Below are 17412 nucleotides of genomic sequence, written 5' to 3' on the forward strand. Positions count from 1 at the left end.
TTCGGGTGTCGGCGGGGTAGTTGTCACACTGTGCGGTCGAGCCGCCCGCTCGATCGCATGTCCGATCAACGACGCAGCGCACCGCTGGCGTCGAATTGTGCTTCGCGGCCGTCTATTTGGGCTCGATACCAGTTCTCCCGGTGGACGACCATGATCTTCTCGTGCAGCGTGCCCACGCCCGGCACGAATCGCCGGGCGAGTTCCATGAGCGTGATCAGCGGGAACCGCACAACCGGGATGAGGATCCACGGCAGCACCTTCGGCATCGAGTATTTCCGCCGGGTGCCGGGCGACATGAACATCGCCGAGTACACCGAGTTGATGCGGAAATTGTATTTCGCACGGAGCAGGGCGAGACCACGTTGCCCTTCTCGCGGAGCGAACGCCTGTGGATACGACTCGATGAGTTCCTTGCCGTACTCCCCCGAGTCGTACGACCGCGACACGACGGTGGTGAGCAACGTCCGCACGCTGTCGCCGATCGTCTCGGGGTACCAGGTCGTCCGCACACCGAGGAGGTAGCCCATGTACTTCTGGAAGTGGATGAGCGCCCGTATTTCTCGCGGTGTGGTGTGGTAGCCGAGAGTCCACAGTGCCAGCCCCGGAGTCACGCTGCCCGCGATGAGCGTGAGCAGCATGTAGGTCTGGCTGATGGGAAGTCCCCATTTGGCGGCGTCCCATTCGGGGTGCCCGGCCACGCGGGCACGTACGGAGACATGCATGATCCGCACCTTCAGCGCCGTGGCCCGGCCGCGCGATCCGGCGGCGAGAAGCGCGCCGGGCTCGGACACGTCGATCCAGAACCGCGAGGTTTCGAGGAATCGGCGCAGAGCGTTGTCGCCCGCGTAACCGCCGGCGAGCGAGAGCGGTGTCGCGACAGCGGATTCCGTATAGATTTCGAGAGTTTCCGCACCTGCGAAGCTGAACAGCATCGTGCCCCAGCGCCGCCAGATCTCGGCGCCCTGTTCCACGAGTTCCGGCTGCACCCATTCGGGGACGGTCTCGAACTCGTCGAACAGCGCCTTCATCGCGTCGGGTGCCTCGGGAACGGAGTCGATGCCCTCCGTCAGGGCCCGCTCGAGCAGTGCGCGGGCCGCCTGGGGGCCGAGGTCACCGTGGTAGACCTCGTCCACGAAGCGCTCCGCGGTGGGGTCGCCACTGTAGAGGTCGTTGCACAGTGCGCGAGCCTGCTCGTCGGTGGGAAGGATGTCGAAGCCCGTCACGGCGCGAATCAGTCCCCGTACCCGCCGGACACCGGGCCGGGCCTTCGCCTGCCAGTAGGGGAACGCGCTCGGGCAGCGGTCCGGGGTATCCGATTCCCCGGATGCGCGTGTTTCCAGTGTTCCGGTCATGCCGACGCCTCCTCGGCTCGGTCGTCTGTCACCGTGCGGCGGATCCATCCGGTCAGGCGGCTCACGACGTCATCGAGGCCACCCGGTTGGTCCACCAGGTAATGGTTGAGGTTGCGCATCTCGATCAGTTCCGCCTCTCCCGGCAGGGCATCACGCATGAGACGCGAATCCTCGGCGAAAGCGGCCTGGTCGCCGAGCAGGCTCATCACGAGCGCCGGCGCAGTGACGTTGCTCAGATCGGTCAGTGCGTCGGCGTGCGTGTGGTCGACGCTCCAGGTGCTGAGCCAACTGCGCACCGTTACGAATCGGGCGAGTCCTCCGGCGGCGGTGTTCGCGGCGGCCGGATCGCCGTACATGCTGCCGGCCTCCCGGTCCGACGGGTCGAGGGTGGTATCCACGAACCGCGGGTCTCCGACGGTGCGATGCACCACGAACCCACGGTCGGACGCGCCCATCCGGTTCAGTTCGTCGAGTTGCCCGAGAGCCCACGCGTCGATGCGGCGCATCCGGGCGAGTTGCGCGTCGCGGTAGCGGGCGACCCACTCGCGGTCGAGCGGTACCGTCCGGCCCGGCGCGTACAGGTCGAGGTCGGGATCGGTCGCATACGGGTCGGCCTCGTCGACGACGGCGCCGTCGATCCAGTGCCGCAGCACCCGCGCCCGTCCGGGGTGCGCTCCGACGAGCAGCAGTGCGTCGGCGGGGCGTAGTTTCGCGTCGGCGAACCGGGCGGGATCGCCGGCGGGGGTCTGCGTGACCGTGGGGTTCTCCGCCTGTGACTGGTAGAACGAGGCCAGCGAGCCCCCGCCGCTGAACCCGAGCAGCACCACCTTCTCGAAACCGAGTTCGTCCGTCATCCATCGCACGCCGGTACCGAGGTCGAACGCGGCGCGCTCCATGATGAGAGCGGGTTCGTTGGATGCGTACCGGGTGTTGAGGCCCATCGCCGGGATGCCGGCGCCGGCGAACGCGCGAAGCAGGAAGTGACTGAGGAAGTTCGACGCCGGATGGCACATGATCACGCCGACCTCGCGTGAGTATCCGGGTGCCGCTACGAGGTTGCCGTGGAGCGTCGGATAGTGGCGGCTCAGACCGGAGTGCATCTCGACGCGGCCGTCCGTCGCCGGTTCGTAGGGAATGCGCTGGAAGTGGTCGCGGGGTTCGGGGCCTGTCGTGGGGTTCATCGCACCGTCCGATACTCGAGCATCATGTCGTGGTCTTCGTGGTCGAGGACGTGGCAGTGCCACACGTAGCCCTGCAACCGGTGGTCGTCCTGGTGTTCCGTGTGTTCGTGGTGCCCGGCACTCTCGGTCGTTGCGGTGCCGACCGCAGCCGGGAACGTCGCGTCGGGATCGAAGCGCAGTTCGTCGGCGGTCGGGAAGTAGGCGACGATGCGGGTCACCGAATTCGGATCACAGATCACGGTGTCCTTGTATCCGGTCTCCCACGGCTCGGGGCCACGCAGTGGTTCCACGACGAACGGATCGGCGTCGGGGGTCCACTTGGTGCCGATCGGCGGCTGCGGTTGCCGCGCGCACATCGCGAGGGTGTCGATCGCCTGGCGTCCCACGACGCGAAAGTGCACGAGGTGCAGGTGGATCGGGTGCGGGTCGGGTGTCGCGTTGACGATGTTCCACTGCTCGACGGTGCCCTGCCGGGGCATCTCGATATCGTCGCTGTGGAATCTGAGATTGTTGAGCGACATGATCGACGGGGGCAGCCGTACGTCCGACGGCTGACTCAGCGACACGTTGCGAATGTGCGCGGGTTCCGGCGTGGCTCCCACGATCGGCGGTTGCCCGGTGCCGCCGCGCAGTCGGTCCGGTACCGGTCCGGTGAAGCCGCGCGCGGCCTCGGCCCGGAAACGCAGAAACATCGGCATGTGGACGGCACCGATCTGGGCGGCTTGGGGTGCGGCCGATTCGGTGTTGCGGAGTTCGACGGTGGCACCGGGATCGAGCATGCCGAAATCCACCAGCAGGTCTACGCGTTCGCCCGGTGCCAGCCGTACGTGGGTGGTCGGTGCGGGAGCGTCGAGCAGTCCGCCTTCCATCCCGACGACCCAGAACGGCATGCCGTTGGAAAAACGCAGATCCCACACACTGAAGGACGCGGCATTGACCAACCGCAGTCGGTAGAGGCCCCGTGCCACCCGCGCCTCGGGCCAGATCTTGCCGTTGACGACGCCGACGTCGCCGACCGCGCCGCCTTCCCACCTACCCTGCGGAACGATCGGGGTGGAGCGGATGCTCTGGCGTCCGTCGCCGTGGACGATCTTCTCCTGCAGTACCAGTTCGAGTTCGAACTCACCGGCCGGCAGTCCGAGCGGGTTGCCGCGTTCTCCGGTGTCGTAGTCGTCGCGGAGCAGGTACACACCCGCCAGCCCGGCATAGACGTTCAGGCGCGTAACAGCCATGGCGTGGTCGTGGTACCAGAGCCCGGCCGCATCCTGCCTGTTCGGGAAGCGGTACGTCGATCCCTCTCCCGGTCGCGCGATCTTCTGAGGGTGACCGTCGAATTCGGGAGGCGTCACGCCGCCGTGCAGGTGCATCGATGTGGGCACCTCGGTGCGGTCCCGCTCGCTCAGCCCGTGCAGGGTGGTGTCGACGTCGGCAGCAAACGGATGCACAGTGATCCGGTTCCGGTATTCGATCGCCGTTTCCTGTCCGCGGTGCGCGGTGATCACCGGACCGAGATACGTGCTGTCTCCGTAGGCCAGGGTCGGACCGGGCGCGAGGTCGCGGTGGAAGCTGTGTGTCGCGCTCACCGCGTCGATCGTCAGCGACGAGCCCTCGAGCCTCGGGAGGATGGGAAGGTCGTCGACGAACGGCGTCAGCCGGGGCGACGGGAAAAGCATAGGACGGGGCAGGTCGGGGCTGTCGGCGACCGCACGACCGCCGACCAGCGCGCTTGCGCCGGCGCCGGCTGCGATTCCGGCGAGAAGAGTTCTGCGACTGATATTCCGCATGGACCAGGCTTCCGTTTTCACGCGACCGCAGCCGAGAAGGGAGCACATTTCGTGACTGCCGTCACAATACCATACGGTATGGTGTGGTCGACGTTCCGTCCTGGCCGCGATCGCTGTAGTCGACATGATGATCTGTATTGCAGTGTGCCGGAAGGCCGTTCGATACCCTCTCGGGGTGCGCGGTATCGCTCGCCCACGTTCTCTTTTCCCGCGACATGTACGCTCGACGCGTACAGCGAGAGACAAGAGGTGACGACCCCGTGGCGCAGCAACCGACGAAGGACGGCTCGCGGTCCGGGCGGCGCCCCCGGCTTTCCCTCGACGACTGGACCGCGGCCGGGTTGCAGTTGCTCGTCACCGAAGGCCGCACTGCCGTGAAGATCTCCAGATTGTGCGACGAACTCGGCGTCACCAAGGGCAGTTTCTATTGGCACTTCACCGACATCGACGACCTGATGAAGGCCATCGCCACCCGGTACACCTCACAAGACAACGACGCTGCCCGCGGCCTGACGAGCGTCGAAGAACTGCCCGTCCGGGAACGGCTGACGCGCATGGGCACGATGCTCGTCGACGACCGCGCCTGGGAGGCCGAGGTGGCGGTGCGCGAGTGGGCGCGGAGCGACCCGCAGGTCGCCGAATCCGTGCGCGCCCTCGATCAGAGAATCATGACGGTGGTCGAGAACGCGTTCCTCGAACTCGGTTTCGACAAGGACGAGGCACGGGTCCGCGCCGGGACACTGGTGTACGCGGGGATCGGATTCGTGTACGGCCGCGACGGATTGCCCTCCCCCACGGTCGAGCAGATTCAGGCGCTGCTCACGATTCTGGTCCGCAAGTAGAAGACTGTGCCCGGGAGGATTCACCTCCCGGGCACAGTTCCATCCCCCCGGACTATCGGGCTTCGTTCAGACGATCGACCGCCTGGTCGTAGCCGGTGACAAGTTCGTTCATGATGTCGGCGACGGGACGGATGTCGTTCATTCGGCCCACCACCTGGCCCACCGGCATTGCGACGACCTCGGGGTCGTTCGCGGCCGAAATGCGCTGGTGCGCCTCGCTGACGAGGATGTTCTGGAGCGGCATAGGCAGCGGCGACGGTGCGTCCGGCCGCGACCACGCCTCGGTCCACTTGGTCTTGAGCAGTCGCGCCGGCTTGCCCGAATAGATGCGCGACCGCACCGTGTCGGACGACGTCGCACCGAGCAGCGCCCGCTGGATCGACGACGGGCCGTCGGCCGCGGAGCCGAGTTTGTATTCCGCGGCGGTGAGCCAGTACGAACCCATCCAGACCCCGTCGGCCCCCAGCGCCAATGCGGCCGCAACCTGCCTGCCGGACCCGACGCCGCCCGCGGCAAGTACCGACGCGGAATCGCCGACGGCATCGACGATCTCGGGCCAGAGCACCATCGACGCCACCTCACCGGTGTGCCCCCCGGCCTCGTATCCCTGGGCGATCACGATGTCGACACCGTTCTCGACGTGCCGGCGCGCGTGCTCCACCGCCCCCGCCAATGCCGCTACCGGCACCCCCTTCTCGTGAGCGAGGTCGATGACATCCTTCGGGGGCGAACCCAGAGCATTCGCGATCAGCGAAATCCTGTGCCCCAGAGCGATGTCGACGTGGGAGCGCGCCACCGAATGCAGCCAGCCGAGTACACCGCTCGCCTGCTCGACGTCATCGGACAGTGGAGGAACACCGAGTTCGGCGAGGGTCCGGTCGACGAACGCGCGGTGTTCCGCCGGGATCAGTTTGTCGAGATCGACCGCGGTGCCCTCGGTGGGCACCTTGGCCGGCATCACGATGTCCACGCCGTACGGCTTGCCGTCGGTGTTCTCGTCCATCCAGGTCAGGACGGCGTCGAGTTCCTCCGCGTCGTTGAAGCGCACGCATCCGAGGACACCGAGTCCGCCGGCGCGACTGATGGCCGCGGCGACGTGTTCGGAGGGAGTGAACCCGAAGATCGGATAGTCGATTCCGAACTTCCGGCCGAGGCTGGTCTGCATCTCCCTGCCTCTCAGCCCACCGCGCCGGAAGCGCTCGGGGTGCAGTGCTCGTCGGCGGGGCGCCCTTCGGTCTGCTCGTGGGCCCACCGGTAGTCGGGCTTGCCCGCCGGCGAGCGCTTGATCTCGTCGACGAACCATGCGCTGCGCGGCACCTTGTAGCCCGCGATCTTGGTGCGGGCGCTCGCGACCAGTTCGTCGAGAGTCGCGGTGTGGCCCTGCCGAAGCGCGATCACCGCGGCGACCCGTTCGCCGAACCGATCGTCGGGCACGCCGACCACGAGCACGTCGAAGACAGCCGGGTGCTGCTTGAGCGCGCCCTCGACCTCTTCGGGGTAGATCTTCTCGCCGCCGCTGTTGATCGAGACCGAACCGCGCCCGAGCATCGTGACGGTGCCGTCCTCCTCGACCCGGGCGTAGTCGCCGGGGATCGAGTAACGGACGCCGTTGTACTCGCGGAACGTCGCCTTCGTCTTCTCTTCGTCCTTGTAGTAGCCCAGGGGGATGTTTCCCTTGCGCGCGATCAGGCCGACCTGCCCCGAGCCGGGAGCGATGGGGTTGCCGTCTTCGTCGAGCACCGTGGTCGACTCGTCGATCTTCACCGTGGGGCCGCCGCCGCGGGTCTTGCCCTTCTCCACGATTCCGAGACCGCCGAACCCGCTCTCGGACGAGCCGATCGAGTCGGTGAGCACCTTGCCGGGAAGCAGCTCCAGGAAGCGGTCCTTGAGGGAAGGAGAGAACAGCGCGGCACTCGACGCCATCGCGAAGAGAGTCGAAAGGTCGTACGGCTGACCCGTCTTCGGGTTGCCCTCTTCGAGTGCGTCCAGCATCGGGCGGCCCATCGCGTCACCGGTGATGAAGATGACGTTGACCTTGTGTTCGTCGATGATTCGCCATACCTCGTGGCCCGAGAACTCGGGGTGCATGACGACCTTGCCGCCGCTGAACAGCGACTGGAACAGCGCCCACTGCGCGCCGCCGTGGATCATGGGGGGAATGGGATACCGCACGAGCCCGGGGTTCTCGGCACCCTGCTTGGCGAGTTCCCACTCGTCTTTCACCCACTCGCCGGTCATGAAGTTGATGCCGCCACCGAGCACGCGCCAGACATCCTCGTGGCGCCACATGACGCCCTTGGGATGGCCGGTGGTGCCGCCGGTGTAGAGCATGTACAGGTCGTCGGGGCTGCGCTCACCGAAGTTGCGCTCGGCCGAACTCCCGGCCAGCGCGGTCTCGTACTCGACCCCTCCGTACGACGAGAAGTCGCCGTCGGTGCCGTCCTCGATCACCACGACGGTCTGGACCAGCGGCGTGGACGGCAGAACGTTGGCGACCTTGTCCGAGTACCGGCGCTCGTGAATGAGGGCGACCGTATCGGAATTGTCGAACAAGTACTGCAACTCGTTCTCGACATACCGGTAATTGATGTTGACCATGACGGCCCGGATCTTGAACACCGCGACCATCGCCTCGACGGCCTCGATGGTGTTGCGGGAGTAGATCCCGACTTTGTCACCGGGCTGGACACCCTGTTCGGTCAGGTAGTTGGCGAGTCGGTTGGCTCGTTCCTCCAATTGTCCGTAGGTGACCTCCCTGCCGTCCGAGGCCAGTGCGACACGGTCGGGAACGAGGTCGATTGCGTGCTCGACGAGGTCTGCGATGTTAAGGGGCACGCCACAAAAGTAGAACGTGTTACCGTTATTGACAAGACTTTACTGAGACCTATTTCACAACACCCGCCAGGAGTCCCCAGTGTCCTCTCCCGCAGCCCCCGGCGCAGCCGATTCGGACATTTCGTCCCGCGCTCCCCACTGCCTCGTGGAGCAACGCGGTCACGTTCTCATCGTGACGCTCAACCGGCCGGAGGCACGCAACGCGCTGTCGGGCGAAATGATGGCGATCATGTCCGACGCCTGGGATCGAGTCGACAGCGATCCCGAGATCCGCGTCGCGATCCTCACCGGTGCCGGCGGCGCTTTCTGCGCAGGCGCCGACCTCAAGGCGATGAACCAGTCGGCACCGGGTGACAAGTTCGAGGGCGGTGACTGGGACCTGTCCCGCTTACCCGCCCTCCTCAAAGGCCGCCGGCTGACCAAGCCCCTCATTGCCGCAGTCGAAGGCGCGGCCATCGCGGGTGGCACCGAAATCCTGCAGGGCACCGACATCCGGGTCGCCGGCGAAAGCGCCAAATTCGGCGTCTCCGAAGCGAAGTGGGGACTGTTCCCCCTCGGCGGTTCCGCCGTGCGCCTCGTCCGCCAGATTCCGTACACGATCGCAGCGGACATCCTGCTCACCGGCCGGCACATCAAGGCGCCCGAAGCCAAGGAGATCGGGCTCATCGGTTACGTGGTCCCCGACGGCACCGCACTCGACAAGGCACTCGAGATCGCGGAGACCATCGCGAACAACGGTCCGGTCGCCGTCCAGGCCATCCTGCGCACGATTCGCGATTCCGAGGGCCTCCACGAGGAAGAGGCATTCCGGATCGACGCCGAACTCGGTGCCGCGGTCTTCAAGAGTGCCGACGCAAAAGAAGGTCCCCGTGCCTTCGCCGAGAAACGGCCCCCGAAGTTCACCGGAGCCTGATTCCCCATCGAACCGGCGACGCGCCCGCGCACAACTTCGTGCGCGGGCGCGCTCGTCTGCGCGGCCTTACGAGCCTGTGAGACCTGGACCACACCGACATCCCGGCCTCTGCTACGTTCCGTTGTGATCCAGGACACAGGCCTGCACTGTTCGTGCAGGCGGTAAGGAGCCCCATGTACCCCGGCGTCCACGCGCGCAACACACCCGACAAAATCGCTGTCGTTCTCGCCGACAGCGACCGCAGCCTGACCTATCGCGAATTGGACGACCGTTCGGCGGCATTGGCACGGGTACTGCACGACGCGGGACTCCGGCCGGGCGACGTCGTCGCATTGCTCACGGACAACCGGGTCGAAGCCTTCGAGGTCTTCTGGGCAGCACTGCGTTCGGGCCTCTACATCACGGCGGTCAACAGCCATCTCACTGCCGGTGAAGTCGCCTACATCGTCGAGGACAGCGGCGCGAAGGCGCTCGTCGTCTCGGCGACTCTCGGCGACCTGGCCGAACACGTCGGAGACACGGTTGCCGCCCGGTCGGCCCGGCTCGCCTTCGGCGGCGCGGTTCGCGGCTTCGAGTCGTACGAGGATGCGATCGCGAGCGCCGGACCACGACTCGACGAGGAACCGTCCGGCGCGATCATGCTCTACTCGTCGGGCACCACCGGATTTCCCAAGGGGATCCAGCCGCCGTTGCCCGACCGCCGCGTGGACGAACCGGGTGAATCGCTGGTGATGGTGGCGCAGTACATGTTCGGCATCAGCGACGCCGACGTCTATTACTCCCCCGCACCGATCTACCATGCCGCGCCCCTGCGCTGGGGTGCGGCGGTCCACGCGCTCGGCGGCACGGTGGTGCTCGCGTCGAAGTTCGACCCCGAGACCGCGCTGCGCCACATCGAGGAGTACTCCGTGACCGCGGGGCAGATGGTCCCGACGATGTTCGTGCGCATGCTCAAACTCGACCCGCAGATCCGGGCCCGCCACGACCTCTCGAGCCTGCGGGTACTCATCCATGCCGCAGCGCCGTGCCCACCCGACGTCAAGCGCGCCATGATCGACTGGCTCGGCCCCGTGATCTACGAGTACTACAGCTCGACCGAAGCGAACGGCATCACGTTCATCAACAGCCAGGAATGGCTCGACCATCCCGGCTCGGTGGGCAAGAGCGTCATCGGCCCTGCCCACATCTGCGACGACGCCGGCACGGTGCTGTCGGCCGGCGACATCGGAACGATCTACTTCGAAGCCGATCACGTGCCCTTCACCTACCACAACGATCCCGAGAAGACCTCGACCGCACAGCATCCCGAGCATCCGACGTGGACGACGGTGGGGGATCTCGGGTACCTCGACGAGGACGGGTTCCTGTACCTGACCGACCGCAAGTCCTTCACCATCATCTCGGGCGGCGTGAACATCTATCCGCAGGAGATCGAGAACGTCCTCGCGCTTCACCCCGCCATCGACGACGTCGCCGTCATCGGCGTCCCCCACCCGGAGATGGGTGAGGAGGTCAAGGCGGTGGTGGAACTGTCCCCGGATGCCACCGAATCCCCGGAGCTCGCCGAGGAACTGCTCTCGTATGTTCGAGAGCGGGTCGCGCACTTCAAGGTGCCGAGGTCGGTGGACTTCGTCGACCGGCTTCCCCGCACTCCCACGGGCAAGCTCGTGAAGGGGAAGCTGAAGGCGGCCTACTCGTCCTGAGGTGCGTGCGCGACAGCCGCCCCGGTCACTGCAGCACGGCCGAGGCCAGCTCCTTGATCTGGGCGGCGTCGCGGCACGAGACGAGCAACATGGTGACGCCGGCGTCCTCCCACCTGCGCACCCCCTCGCGCACCTCTGCCAGGTCACCGACGATCATCGTCTCGGTCACCATCTCGTCCGGAATCGCCGCGGCTGCTTCGTCTTTGCGGCCGGCGCGGAAAAGTTCGGTGACCTCGTCGACGACGTCGCCGTACCCCATGCGCCGGTACACCTGCGCGTGAAAGTTCAGCTCGGGCGCTCCCATCCCTCCGACATACAACGCCGTCACCGGTTTCATCGCGGCGACGGTGCCCTCACGGTCGTCGGTCACCACCACCTGGCACGTCGCGGCGATCTCGAAGTCCTCGCGCGTGCGACGTGCGCCGGCACGGGCGAACCCTTCGTCGAGCCATTCGTTGTACATCGGTGCGAGCCGCGGCGTGTAGTAGATGGCGAGCCACCCGTCGGCGATCTCCGCGGTGAGTGCGACATTCTTGGGACCCTCGGCGCCCAGCCAGATGGGTATGTCCGAACGCAACGGGTGGGTGATGGGCTTGAGCGGTTTCCCGAGTCCGGTGGCTCCGGCTCCGGTGTACGGGAGCGGGTAGTGCGGCCCCGGACTCGTGACCGGCGCTTCACGGGCCAGCACCTGACGGATGATCGAGACGTACTCCCTGGTTCGCGCGAGCGGCTTCTCGAACGGCGCGCCGTACCAGCCCTCGACCACCTGTGGACCGGATACACCGAGACCGAGGATGTGCCGGCCGCCCGAGAGGTGATCGAGTGTCAGCGCGTGCATCGCGCAACTGGTCGGCGTACGCGCCGAGATCTGGACGACGGAGGTACCCAGCCGCACCCGGTCGGTCGCCGACCCCCACCATGCGAGCGGGGTGAACGCATCCGAGCCCCACGACTCGGCTGCGAACACCGCATCGAACCCCTCGGCTTCGGCTGCTGCAACGAGTTCCGGTCCGTTGCCCGGGGGTTGCGCACCCCAGTATCCCAGTTGCAGTCCCAGTTTCATTGCACGCCTTTCGGGTCGGACCAAGCGCGGCAAGGTGCAGATCACACGGTACCCTTGCCAGCAACACTAGAACCTGTTCTACTCGAACTTGTGAGCCTGGGAAAGAGTGCGGTCGCCGAGCCACCGCTGAATGCACCGCTGAATCTGAAGTTCGACTACACACGATCCACCGGGCCGACCGTGGGCGCGTTCGTCACCGGACTGCGCGACGGTCGCATCGTCGGTGCGCGCGGATCCGACGGCAGGATCTTCGTCCCGCCCCCGGAATACGACCCCGTCACCCATGAACCGCTCACCGATTTCGTCGAGGTGGGCCTGACGGGAACCGTCGTCAGCTGGACGTGGAATGCGGACCCGTTGCCGGGTCAGCCCTTCGACCGGCCTTTCGCATGGGCTCTCATCCGCCTCGACGGTGCCGACACCTCGATGCTCCACGCAGTGGACGTCGCCTCCCCCGACGACATCGACACCGGCATGCGCGTCCGGGTCCGCTGGGCGTCCGAACGCACCGGCGGAATCCACGACATCGCGGCCTTCGAGCCCGGTGAAGCGACCGCGGACACACCGTCCGAGCCCGGTGAGCCCGTCTCGATGATCACCACTCCCGTCGACCTGCACTACCGGCACAGCGCGTCACCCGAAGAATCCTGGTATCTCCGGGGATTGAAGGAAGGCAAGATCATCGGCGGCCGCACGGGTCCCGGTGAGAAGGTGTACGTGCCGCCGCGCGGGGCGAGCCCCACCGACGGCGTCCCCACCAAGGAACCGGTCGAGTTGCCCGACAAGGGCACCGTCACGACGTTCTGCATCGTCAACGTGCCGTTCATGGGCCAGCAGATCAAGCCTCCTTACGTCGCCGCATATGTGCTGCTCGATGGTGCCGACATCCCGTTCCTCCACCTCATTCTCGAGTGCGAGGCCACCGACGTGCGCATGGGAATGCGTGTCGAGGCCAAGTGGCGACCGCGGGAAGAGTGGGACCACACACTGCGCAACATCGAATACTTCCGCCCGACCGGCGAGCCCGACGCCGAGTTCGACACCTTCAAACACCACCTCTAGGAGCGTCGAGCACCATGACAGACATTGCAGTCGTCGGCTTCGCGCACGCCCCCCACGTGCGCGAGACATTCGGCACCACCAACGGTGTCGAGATGCTCGTCCCCTGTTTCCAGGAGCTCTACGACAAGCTCGGCATCACGAAGTCCGATATCGGCTTCTGGTGCTCCGGGTCTTCGGATTACCTGGCCGGGCGCGCCTTCTCGTTCATCTCGGCCATCGACGCCATCGGCGCCGTCCCGCCCATCAACGAGTCACACGTCGAGATGGACGCCGCATGGGCGCTCTACGAGGCGTGGGTCAAACTCATCACCGGCGAAGTGGACACCGCACTGGTCTACGGCTTCGGCAAGTCGTCGGCCGGCACCCTGCGGCGGACACTGTCGCTGCAACTCGATCCGTATCTCGTCGCGCCGCTCGGCGTCGACTCCGTCTCCCTCGCCGGCCTGCAGGCCCGGATGGGTCTCGAATCCGGGAAGTGGACGGATCGGGAGATGGCCGAAGTAGCCGTGCGCTCTCTCGCCGCAGCGAAGAACAACCCGAAGGCCCAGCTCTCCGGCGACCTCGACATCGACGAACTCCTGTCCCGCCCGTACATCGCCGACCCGCTCCGGAAGCACGACTGCGCTCCCGTCACCGACGGCGCCGCCGCAATCGTTCTGGCCACAGGAGACCGCGCACGCGAACTGTGCGAGAACCCCGCCTGGATCACCGGAATCGAGCATCGGATCGACTCGCCGAACTTCGGCGCCGCCGACCTCACCACCGCGCCGTCCGCGCGTGCCGCGGCACGCGCCGTGACGGGCGGCGACACCGCGTTCGACGTCGCCGAACTGCACGCCCCGTTCACCCATCAGGAACTCATCCTGCGCGAGGAGATCGGACTCGGCGACGACACCGCCGTCAATCCGTCGGGCGGTCCGCTCAGCGGCAACGCGATGTTCTCCGGCGGCCTCGAGCGAATCGGTTACGCCGCACAAGCGATCATGAACGGGACAGCGGGTCGCGCGCTGGCCCACGCGACGAGTGGCGCACTGCTGCAACAGAATCTGGTAGCTGTCCTGGAGGGACGTAACTGATGGCCAAGCAACCCGCAGCTGTCCTGGGCACCGGGCAGACCCATTACGTCGCCAAGCGTCACGACGTATCGATGTCCGGCCTGGTGCGCGAGGCGATCGACCGCGCCATGCTCGACGCCCAGGTGGGCTGGGACGACATCGACGCCGTCATCATCGGCAAGGCACCCGACCTGTTCGAGGGCGTCATGATGCCCGAGTTGTCGATGGTCGATGCGATCGGCGCCACCGGCAAACCGATGCTGCGCGTACACACGGCGGGATCGGTGGGAGGATCCACCGCCAACGTCGCGGCGAGCATGGTGCAGTCAGGCGTCCACCGCCGAGTCCTCGCCGTGGCGTGGGAGAAGCAGTCCGAATCCAACGCGATGTGGGCGCTGTCGACACCGGTGCCGTTCACGATGCCGGTCGGTGCGGGCGCGGGCGGCTACTTCGCCCCGCACGTCCGCTCCTACATCCGCAGGTCCGGCGCCCCGGAGCACGTGGGCGCGATGGTGGCGGTCAAAGACCGGCTCAACGGTGCGAAGAACCCGTACGCACACCTCAGGCAGCCGGACATCACCCTGGAGAAGGTTCAGGCATCGCAGATGCTGTGGGACCCCATCCGCTACGACGAAACCTGCCCGTCGTCGGACGGCGCGTGTGCCGTGGTGATCGGTGACTCCGACAGCGCCGCCGCGGCAGAGGCCGCCGGGCGCCCGGTGGCGTGGATCCACGCCACCGCGATGCGGACCGAACCCACGACGTACGCGGGCCGCGACCAGGTCGACCCCCAGGCCGGCCGGGACGCGGCAGCAGCATTGTGGAAGCAGGCGGGCATCACCGATCCGCTCACCGAAATCGACTGCGCCGAAATCTACGTCCCCTTTTCCTGGTTCGAGCCGATGTGGCTCGAGAACCTCGGATTCACTCCGCAGGGATCGGGCTGGAAGCTGACCGAGTCCGGCGAAACCGCGATCGGGGGACAACTGCCGATCAACATGTCCGGCGGGGTCCTGTGCTCCAATCCCATCGGCGCGTCCGGCATGATCCGCTTCGCCGAGGCCGCGATCCAGGTCATGGGCAAGGCCGGCGACCACCAGGTCGACGGTGCCCGCAAAGCACTCGGTCACGCCTACGGCGGTGGTTCGCAGTACTTCTCGATGTGGGTGGTTTCTTCCGATCGACCGACGAACTAGGAGCGTCACATGGTGGATTTCACCGTCGGGGTCGCGATGACGCCGCTCGATCAGTTGAGCGGTATCGCGCGCACCGCCGAGGAGTGCGGGTTCTCGTCGATCGCCCTTCCCGACTCACTGTTCTTCATGGAGAAGCAGACCGTCGACTATCCGTACACCCCGGACGGGTCCCGGATGTGGACGGCAGACACACCGTGGGTGGATCCGCTGATCGCCGCCGCCGCGATGGGCGCGGCGACCTCGACCATCCGGTTCTATACCCAGGTGTTGAAGTTGGGGTCGCGCAACCCTGTTCTGCTGGCTCGCCAAGTCGGCTCCGTCGCGAATCTGACGGGAGACCGGTTCGGTCTCGGAGTCGGCATCGGCTGGGCACCGGAAGAATTCGAGTGGTGCGGCGTCCCATATGCCCGGCGCGGCAAGCGCGTCGACGAAATGATCGATGTGCTCAAGCTGATTCTCGGTGGCGGCATGGTCGAGCATCACGGCGAGTTCTTCGAATTCGACCGGCTTCAGATGAGTCCGGCTCCCAGTACCCCGGTGCCGCTCTACGTGGGTGGGCACACCGATATCGCGCTGCGTCGTGCCGCACGGGTCGGTGACGGCTGGACGTCGGCCATGATCGGGTTCGACGACCTGGTGGCGGTCATCGACCGGCTGCGGGTCCTGCGCGACGAATACGGGCGGTCCGACGTGCCGTTCGAGATCCAGGCTGTGTGTGTCGATCGGTTCGGTTCGTCCGGTTACGCCGAGCTGGCCGATGCGGGCGTCACCGACATCATCGTGGTGCCGTGGATCTTCGACGGCCACGGGTTCGACTCCCCCCTCGAGGCGAAACAGGAATCGCTGCGGAAGTTCGCAGACAAGTACATCCACGGAAAGGATGCGGCATGAGCGAGGAACACCCCGCACGGGTGGCGGCGCGCGCGTCGCAAACGGCAGCCAGCGGCAAACGCAAGGACGAGTGGCTCGCGGTCTTCGCAGACGACGCGTGCGTCGAAGACCCGGTGGGGCCGTCGGGATTCGACCCGGAAGGCAAGGGGCACACGGGCCGCGATGCCATCGCCGCGTTCTACGACATGACGATCGCCAACACCGACAAGCTCGAGTTCCTCATCGACGACGTGCTGGTGTGCGGTGACGAGTGCGTCAATATCGGCACCATTCGCACCACGATGGCCGGGAACATCATCGATGCCGAGGGGGCCTTCGTCTACCGGGTGAACGGCGACGGCAAGATCGTGTCGCTGCGGGCGTTCTGGGAGATGGACCGAGCCATGAAGACGGTACGTCCGGCCCCGTAGGGCCGGTCCCTCGTAGAGTCGGGGGATGAGCACCGCCGGAATCGTTCTCGCAGCAGGGGACGGCTCGCGATTGGGTGGGCGCGCGAAAGCGCTCCTGCCCCACCGCGGCCGTCCCCTGCTGCATACCGTGACCACCGCGCTCGCCGACGGCGGGTGCGACGAGGTGATCGTGGTGCTCGGTGCGTACGCCGACGAGGTCGCCGCGGCGTGTCCGCCGGATAGCACCGTGGTGGTCAATCCGGAGTGGAGCACCGGGATGTCGACGTCGCTGCGCCGCGGCGTCGACGCTGCTGGCGGTCACGCCACGGTGGCGCTCACCGTCGTGGACTTCCCCGGCATCACCGCCGAACTGGTCCGGCACGTACTGGGCGAACACCACGGCGGAACGGTGACGCTGCCGGTGTTCGACGACCGGCCCGGTCATCCGGTCGTGTTCGACCGTGCCGACGCGGTCGCAGCGGCCCGGCAGGCCACCGCGGACGAGGGCGCCCGCAGTTACCTTGCGCACCACCGCGACCGGGTACGGCGTCTGGACTGCACCACCCTCGCGGATGCCGGAGACGTCGACACGGTGGACGATCTGCGCCGGCTCGAGCCCTGAACACGCGACGGCCGCCGGACATTCCCGTCTCCGACCGCCGCGCCCTGACCATCCCGCAGGTGTCGCGAACGACGCGGTCCCCCGCACCCGAAGGTGCGGGGGACCGCGGTACTGCCGTGTGTCAGTGCTTCACCGGGCATCCACCCGACGTCTTGTAGTCCACCTCGAAGTCCTTGATTCCGTTGAGCCACCCGGACCGCAGGCGACGCGGATCACCGATCTTCGTGATGTCGGGGATGTGGTCGGCGATCGCTCCGAAGATCAGATCGACCTCCATGCGCGCGAGGTTCGCGCCGAGGCAGTAGTGCGCACCTGTGCCGCCGAACGCCAGATGCGGATTCGGGTCGCGCAGAATGTCGAACTCACGCGGCTTCTCGAAGACTTCTTCGTCGTTGTTCGCCGACGCGTACAGCATCACGACGCGGTCGCCCTTGCGGATCGCCTGCCCGCCGAGTTCGGTGTCCTCGAGTGCGGTGCGCTGGAAGGACGTAACCGGCGTGGCCCAGCGGATGATCTCGTCGGCA

At 66.6% G+C, this 17412-nt stretch carries 16 protein-coding genes; 9 read left to right on the plus strand and 7 right to left on the minus strand.

Annotated elements, in window-relative coordinates:
* Positions 1 to 65 precede the first annotated feature (65 nt).
* The 3 genes from HF877_RS12000 to HF877_RS12010 are packed head-to-tail and all read right to left on the minus strand — an operon-like array spanning position 66 to position 4317.
* The gene (locus HF877_RS12000) at positions 66 to 1352 is read right to left on the minus strand and encodes an oxygenase MpaB family protein (RefSeq protein ID WP_169621380.1); all 1287 of its coding nucleotides are present in this window, start codon (positions 1350 to 1352) and stop codon (positions 66 to 68) included.
* Positions 1349 to 2533: an alpha/beta hydrolase gene (locus HF877_RS12005; protein ID WP_169621381.1), complete on the minus strand. Its 1185-nt coding sequence runs from the start codon at positions 2531 to 2533 to the stop codon at positions 1349 to 1351. Before HF877_RS12005 ends, HF877_RS12000 begins: the two co-directional genes overlap by 4 nt.
* A complete protein-coding gene (locus HF877_RS12010; RefSeq protein WP_169621382.1) occupies positions 2530 to 4317 on the minus strand; it encodes a multicopper oxidase domain-containing protein in 1788 nt (595 codons plus the stop codon). The genes HF877_RS12005 and HF877_RS12010 overlap by 4 nt, the downstream gene beginning before the upstream one ends.
* Before the next feature lie 260 nt (positions 4318 to 4577).
* Between HF877_RS12010 and HF877_RS12015 the strand changes: the two genes are divergently transcribed.
* The gene (locus HF877_RS12015) at positions 4578 to 5159 is read left to right on the plus strand and encodes a TetR/AcrR family transcriptional regulator (RefSeq protein WP_296549114.1); all 582 of its coding nucleotides are present in this window, start codon (positions 4578 to 4580) and stop codon (positions 5157 to 5159) included.
* 52 nt (positions 5160 to 5211) lie between these two features.
* Here the strand turns inward: HF877_RS12015 and HF877_RS12020 are convergent, their stop codons facing one another.
* Positions 5212 to 6324 carry a nitronate monooxygenase family protein gene (locus HF877_RS12020; protein WP_169621384.1) on the minus strand — a complete coding sequence of 371 codons (1113 nt, stop codon included), beginning with the start codon at positions 6322 to 6324 and terminating at the stop codon, positions 5212 to 5214.
* A gap of 11 nt (positions 6325 to 6335) precedes the next feature.
* Positions 6336 to 7994, minus strand: coding sequence for an acyl-CoA synthetase (locus HF877_RS12025; protein ID WP_169621385.1), 1659 nt, complete (start codon positions 7992 to 7994; stop codon positions 6336 to 6338).
* A gap of 79 nt (positions 7995 to 8073) precedes the next feature.
* On the opposite strand from HF877_RS12025, the gene HF877_RS12030 reads away from it, so the two are divergent.
* Both HF877_RS12030 and HF877_RS12035 read left to right on the plus strand, forming a co-directional pair.
* Entirely contained in the window at positions 8074 to 8907 is an 834-nt protein-coding gene (locus tag HF877_RS12030; RefSeq protein WP_169621386.1) for a crotonase/enoyl-CoA hydratase family protein, read from the plus strand.
* A 173-nt stretch (positions 8908 to 9080) separates the two neighbouring features.
* On the plus strand, positions 9081 to 10610 hold the full coding sequence (locus tag HF877_RS12035; RefSeq protein WP_169621387.1) for an AMP-binding protein: 1530 nt from the start codon (positions 9081 to 9083) through the stop codon (positions 10608 to 10610).
* A gap of 25 nt (positions 10611 to 10635) precedes the next feature.
* Here HF877_RS12035 and HF877_RS12040 read toward each other — a convergent pair whose 3' ends face one another.
* Positions 10636 to 11673: an LLM class F420-dependent oxidoreductase gene (locus HF877_RS12040; protein WP_169621388.1), complete on the minus strand. Its 1038-nt coding sequence runs from the start codon at positions 11671 to 11673 to the stop codon at positions 10636 to 10638.
* A gap of 90 nt (positions 11674 to 11763) precedes the next feature.
* On the opposite strand from HF877_RS12040, the gene HF877_RS12045 reads away from it, so the two are divergent.
* The 6 genes from HF877_RS12045 to HF877_RS12070 are packed head-to-tail and all read left to right on the plus strand — an operon-like array spanning position 11764 to position 16888.
* The gene (locus tag HF877_RS12045; RefSeq protein ID WP_169621389.1) at positions 11764 to 12735 is read left to right on the plus strand and encodes an OB-fold nucleic acid binding domain-containing protein; all 972 of its coding nucleotides are present in this window, start codon (positions 11764 to 11766) and stop codon (positions 12733 to 12735) included.
* Positions 12736 to 12749: 14 nt separating this feature from the next.
* A complete protein-coding gene (locus HF877_RS12050; RefSeq protein WP_169621390.1) occupies positions 12750 to 13811 on the plus strand; it encodes a thiolase domain-containing protein in 1062 nt (353 codons plus the stop codon).
* Positions 13811 to 14986: a thiolase domain-containing protein gene (locus tag HF877_RS12055; RefSeq protein ID WP_169621391.1), complete on the plus strand. Its 1176-nt coding sequence runs from the start codon at positions 13811 to 13813 to the stop codon at positions 14984 to 14986. Before HF877_RS12050 ends, HF877_RS12055 begins: the two co-directional genes overlap by 1 nt.
* A 12-nt stretch (positions 14987 to 14998) precedes the next feature.
* Positions 14999 to 15877 carry a TIGR03619 family F420-dependent LLM class oxidoreductase gene (locus HF877_RS12060; RefSeq protein ID WP_296549162.1) on the plus strand — a complete coding sequence of 293 codons (879 nt, stop codon included), beginning with the start codon at positions 14999 to 15001 and terminating at the stop codon, positions 15875 to 15877.
* Positions 15874 to 16287, plus strand: a complete 414-nt coding sequence (locus HF877_RS12065; protein ID WP_169621393.1) for a nuclear transport factor 2 family protein — start codon at positions 15874 to 15876, stop codon at positions 16285 to 16287. The genes HF877_RS12060 and HF877_RS12065 overlap by 4 nt, the downstream gene beginning before the upstream one ends.
* 25 nt (positions 16288 to 16312) lie before the next feature.
* Positions 16313 to 16888, plus strand: coding sequence for a nucleotidyltransferase family protein (locus HF877_RS12070; protein ID WP_169621394.1), 576 nt, complete (start codon positions 16313 to 16315; stop codon positions 16886 to 16888).
* A gap of 121 nt (positions 16889 to 17009) precedes the next feature.
* Here HF877_RS12070 and HF877_RS12075 read toward each other — a convergent pair.
* The coding region (locus tag HF877_RS12075; RefSeq protein WP_169621395.1) for a cytochrome P450 at positions 17010 to 17412 on the minus strand (403 nt) is incomplete at its 5' end.

It is taken from the genome of Rhodococcus sp. BL-253-APC-6A1W, from assembly GCF_012843405.1.
In the GTDB taxonomy this organism is placed as follows: Bacteria; Actinomycetota; Actinomycetes; order Mycobacteriales; family Mycobacteriaceae; genus Rhodococcus.